The organism is Pseudorhodoferax aquiterrae, from assembly GCF_014652235.1.
In the GTDB taxonomy this organism is placed as follows: domain Bacteria; phylum Pseudomonadota; class Gammaproteobacteria; order Burkholderiales; family Burkholderiaceae_C; genus Pseudorhodoferax; species Pseudorhodoferax aquiterrae.
This window is the reverse complement of sequence record NZ_BMYK01000065.1, coordinates 1-5,466: the sequence shown is the minus strand read 5'-3', so window position 1 is coordinate 5,466 and position 5,466 is coordinate 1. Positions and strand designations below refer to the sequence as shown.

Below are 5,466 nucleotides of genomic sequence, written 5' to 3'. Positions count from 1 at the left end.
GTGCTAGCTTTTCGTACCGTCACTTATTGCACTGAAAACGAGGAGACCCCATCGACGACACGTGATCATCAGCAATCTGCAGCTTTACACTATATGTTGATAAGTATCCTTATCAACACTATAGAATTTGACCCCGTAAAAAGGGTGTTCGGAATTTGGTCACCGAAAGGTCGTTCTAAGTGGTTGAGCCGATTGAAAATTCGGACTGCAGGGCAGGGCGCGTTGCACGGCGTGCGGCGCAGCTCAGTGCCCGCCGCAGACCAGGCAGGGCAAGCCATCCGCGCCGCGTGATCCGCGGTGGGCTGTCATGAAGCTCGACGCGGACACCGCGCGCGCGCGCAAGCTGGGCATTGCCCACTTCGCCTTCATGCGCGCGCTCGTGCAGGGCATCGCGCTGCGCGAGGCCTGGGACCGCTACCTTCAGGTTGAGGGCTTGGCCACCGACCTGCGTCTGGTCAAGGGCACGATCGACTGGATCCGCGATGCCTTCGCTGCGGCCGCGCGCCGCGAGGATCGCCATGGCACGGCGCGGCTCATCCTCATGGACGTGCGCCGGCTGCCCGACAACGAGCCTGCGGTGCCCTCGCTCGAAGACTTCGCGGCGGAGCGTGGCCTGGAAGACTTCTCCGAAGCAGAGCAGATAGAGGCCTTCGAGGCGGAGTTTGGCAAGGCCAGCGTGCGCCAGGGCCGCCGCGCCAAGCTGATCGCCCGGCAACTCGATGCCCTGCGCTGGCTTGAGCAGCTGGTGGCGCAGCCGCCGCGCGCGGGCGATGCCGTGGCGGCCTGGTTGAACCCGAACGTGTCCGGGCGTCTGGAGGCGGTGGGGATCTTCACGCTCGCCCAGTTGGTCGAGCGCATCAATGGGGTGGGGCGCAACTGGACCGCATCCATCCGCGGCCTGGGAACGGCCAAGGCCGCGCGCGTGCAACGCTGGCTCAGCGAGCATCAGGCCTCACTCGGTCTGGCCATCGGCGGGCATGTGGCCCTGGCCCGGGGAAAAGTGTTTCGCCACGAGCTGCAGAAAGTGGTGGAGCCGGCCACCGACGTGCGGCCATTGGAAAAACTGCTCGTGCCCGCCGAGCTCGACGGCCGCGCGGGCGTGTATCGACGGCCGCAGGCCCAGTGCCTGATGACCGCGCGCAACGACTACGAGGCCATCCTCACCTGGCTGCGCTCGAAGAATGGCGCATCGCCGGCGCAGCAGGCCCAGGCCAAAGCCAAACGCCGCGGGCGCGACCTGGGTGTGGAGTCAGCGCTGGACTGGCTCACGACGCTGTCGCACACCCAGCGGGCCTACCGAAAGGAGGCCGAGCGCTTTTTGCTGTGGGCCGTCATCGAACGGCGAAAGCCACTATCGTCGATGACGACCGAGGACTGCACTGCATACCGGGATTTCTTGGGCGATCCGCTGCCGCGGTCACGCTGGTGCGGGCAGCGCAACCGCGAACGCTGGTCGCCGCTGTGGCGGCCGTTCGAAGGGCCGTTGTCGGCCGCGGCGCAGCGTCATGCACTGACCGTGCTGAAGAACCTGTACGCCTACTGGGTGGACAAGAACTACCTCATGGGCAATCCGTGGAGCGGCATCACGGTACCGCGGTCAGCGCTGCCCAAGATGAACACAGGCCGCAGCTTCACGATGGCGCAGTGGCAGTTCATCTGCGAGCAGGTCGACATGCAGCGCGAGCGCTCGACCTCCCAGCGGTTGAAGCTGGCGTTGTCCCTTCTGTACGCCACGGGGTTGCGGCTGTCGGAGGCAGTAGCCGCCAAGGTCGACCACCTGCAATGGGTGGAGTACCCGCCCGACACCGAGGATGCGGAGCACGTGGAGGGCTGGCTGCTCAACGTGGTGGGCAAGGGACAGAAGCTGCGGCAAGTTCCGGTCCCCGTGGACGTGGTCGGCCTGCTGGCGGACTACCTGATCGCGCGAGGCCTGGACCCCGACCCGGAGGCTGGAGTCAACCAGGGTGCCTACCTGCTGGGCAAGGCTGCGGACCTGGAGGCGGTGGCACCGTCACTGCAGGAGCGGCACGGGGACGACCCCAAGCATGGGATCGTGGCCAACACGCTGTACGACCAGCTCAAACGGTTCTTCGAGGAGTGCGGGCGTGTGCTGGACTCGCTGGGCCATGCGAAGGGGGCGGATCGCTTGCGCCGGGCCAGCACGCACTGGCTGCGGCACACCCATGCGTCGCACGCGATCGCGCGTGGCACGCCTGTGCAGATCGAGAAGGAAATCCTCGGACACGCGTCGCTGGCGACGACGAGCGTCTATGTGACGACCGAGGAGAAGCGGCGGATGAAGGCGATGGCGAGCTTCTGGGGGAAGACCTGAAGGCTTGAGGTTTGCCGCAACATTCACGGCCACCTTCTCGTCGCTATGCTCGGCGGCCATGCACATCGAACTGGACCGCACCTTCCGCGAGTTGCTCCTCAAGGAGCAGATGGCCGACACCGAACAGTTGCAGCCGGGCCCTGCGACGTTTACGTTGCCAGCACTTCTCGATGAGCTTCGCGTGGTGGTCCTCTCGGAGGGCGGCTCCGGTAAGACCCAGGAGATCCGCGAGGCGGCGCGGCGGTTGCGTAGGGACGGCAAAGAGGCCTTCTTTCTGCGACTGGAGCATGTGGGCCAGGACTTCGACTCGGCGTTCGAAGTGGGCTCGCTGGAGCAGTTTCAGGCTTGGCTCGTGTCGCCGAACCCAGGCTGGGTGCTGCTGGATTCGATAGACGAGTCAAGGCTGCGGTCACCGCTCGACTTCGCTGCAGCCATGCGCGTGGTTGGCAAGCGGTTGTCGACCGCAAAGCCTCGGACGCATCTGCTTCTCACAGGCCGCGCGGCGGCTTGGCGACCTCAAACAGACCTGGAACTGTGCGATAGCCTGTTCCACATTGAAGCTGGTCGCGCGGCCGGGACGGAAGGTGACATTGGCACACAAGACACTGTCATCGTGGACTCTGCGGGATCGCAGTTCAAGATCGTCACGCTGCAGGAGCTTTCGCGGGATCAGATCAAGACCTTCGCAAGTGCGAAGGGCATTGCGGATACCGAAAGGTTTCTCGATGACATCGAGCGAGCCGATGCCTGGTCCTTCACGGCGCGGCCTCAGGATCTGCTTGAGCTGACGGAGTACTGGCTCGACAAGAAGTGCATCGGCTCGCGGCTCGAACTGATGAAGAACAGCGTGAAGCGGCGGCTTAAGGAGCCTAGCCAGTCACGCGCGGAAGCACAGCCTCTACCGGATGACAAAGCGCTCGAGGGTGTACAGCTCATCGCTGCGGCGCTGATGCTGACTGGCATCCAGAACATCAGGGTACCTGACGGGATTAACGGTGCGCGTGGGTTGGACGCCGGTGACCTGTTAAATGATTGGCCCGCGCCGCTTCTAGGGACTCTGTTGCAGCGGCCGCTGTTCGACCAGGATATCTATGGCACCGTTCGCTTCCATCACCGATCGGTCAAGGAATATCTGGCTGCCCAGTGGTTCCTCAAGCTCCTTGGCCACGAGACGTCGCGCCGAAGGGTCGAGGAGCTGTTCGTCAGGGAGCAGTACGGACTAGAAGTCGTCGTGCCGTCACTCAGGCCTTTGCTGCCCTGGCTGGCTGTGGAAGACAGTCGCATCTTGGCTCGGGTGCGCCAGATTGCGCCCGAGATCTTGTTTGAAGGCGGAGACCCTGTGCGACTGCCTGTCGACGTCCGGAGTGACACGCTCGAACAGGTTTGCGCTCAGATGGCCAACGGTGCTTCAAGCATGTCGATGGCCGACTTCTCGGCTATCCAGCGTTTCGCCGCGCACGATCTGACGGACGCGCTGCGAAGGCTGGTGAGATCGCACGAGGCCAATGAGGAGATCGTCTACTTCCTCATGCGCATGGTGTGGCAAGGCCGCCTGGGCGGTGCGCTGGCGGAGGCGCTGCATGTCGCCAAGTCGCCGCATACACAAGACGGCGCACGGGTGGCCGCCTTCCGGGCTGTTGCTGAGGTGGGTGACGCAGCCGACATGGCTTCGATTCGCGACAGCTTCCTCAGAGAACCGGGCGAGCTCAGCCGCAGATGCATGGCCGACCTGGTGAGCCACATTGAGAGACCCGACCAGGAGACTTTGCAGTGGTTGTTGGGTTGCATTCCGCGTCTGGCCTTGCGCAAGGAGTTCTCTCCGACGGGGCTGTCAGAGCAGATTGCGTCGTTCTTCGACCGTACTGAGGTCGCGCTGGTAGCGGGCGCAATCGACCGGCTGCATGCCATGCTCGTCGAGCCGCCTGTGTTCGAACGACGGCATTTCGAGGTCTCGCTGCGATACCGATGGCTGTGCAGGCCGGTGGGGGCTGCTGTCCGTCGACTGGCTGCGCTGCGTGATCCCGCGGCATTGCGGCCGAGCGCGCTCGCCGTCCTCTATCTGCTGCCGCTGGACGCTCAGTACAACGACCACGCATTCGATCTGGAGAAGCTCGGCTTGGCCAAGCTGGTTCAGCAGTGGCCAGCCCTCCACTGGGCATTGTTCTGGCATGTGGTCGAACAGGAGCGCGCGAACAAGGCTGAGACGGACGGGCGCGTCACCGAAGCCTGGATGGCCTTGAGTGTGGCCAGGTACGTCTCTTTCGAAGCGCCTGACTTTGATGCGGCGGTGGATGCCATCGATTCGCGGACCTTGCCCGAAGACAGGATGATGGCATTGACCCTTGGGTTCCGGTTGTACGCGCTCGCCGGCCACAAGCCCGAGCACGCCTCCCGCCTGAGGACGGCTGCTGCAGCGGACACGCATCTCGCAGCGCGGGTGGAGCTTCTGCTGAACCCGCCCGAGAAGGACGCAGCGGCCATGCGTATAGAGAAGGAGAACGCTCGCTGGAGCCGCCAAGCCAAGGCCAGGACTGCACGGATCGAGAAGGCGCGCCGGGATGCTCCGGCTCGGTTGGATGCTTTGGTGGATCATTTGCGCGACCCGGGATTCGATGACCCTATCGCGGTATCACAGGCACAGGGCTACATGCTCGATCGCATGCGGGAGCTCGATGAGAACAAGGGGTCTCGGTGGAGTAATGGTCACTGGCGGGGGCTGGAGCGCGAGTTTGGGATCAAGTCGCCGCGTGCGTTTCGGGACGGCATCGTGCGGTTCTGGCGGCGGCATGTACCGAAGCTGGTGTCCGAGGGGGCCGAGATTGGAAAGATGTCGCTCGCCGATCTGTTTGGCTTGACCGGCTTGACGATCGAGGCAACAGAGGATCCACGGTTGTGCGTGTCCCTTTCGGCGGACGAGGCTGCAGTGGCCTTTCGCTATGCCGTGCGAGAGCTGAACGGGTTTCCACAGTGGTTTCCAGCGCTGTTCAATGCCCATCCTGCCATCGTCAAGTCCATGACGCTTGCCGAGGTGGGCCATGAGTTACAGATGGACCAGGCCGACACTGCCAGCCAGTACTTCATCTAGGGGTCTCCTCGTTTTCAGTGCAATAAGTGACGGTACGAAAAGCTAGCAC

General features: G+C 63.7%; 2 protein-coding genes and 1 pseudogene. All 3 read left to right on the top strand.

Going from position 1 to position 5,466, the window contains the following annotated elements:
* A pseudogene (locus IE209_RS34140) lies at positions 1-291 on the top strand (hypothetical protein); the annotation flags it as partial.
* Positions 292-307: 16 nt separating this feature from the next.
* The gene (locus tag IE209_RS33400) at positions 308-2,332 is read left to right on the top strand and encodes a site-specific integrase (protein WP_189691169.1); all 2,025 of its coding nucleotides are present in this window, start codon (positions 308-310) and stop codon (positions 2,330-2,332) included.
* A gap of 58 nt (positions 2,333-2,390) precedes the next feature.
* Complete coding sequence (locus IE209_RS33395) at positions 2,391-5,417, top strand: NACHT domain-containing protein (protein WP_189691168.1); 3,027 nt, start codon at positions 2,391-2,393, stop codon at positions 5,415-5,417.
* The last annotated feature ends 49 nt before the right edge of the window (positions 5,418-5,466 follow it).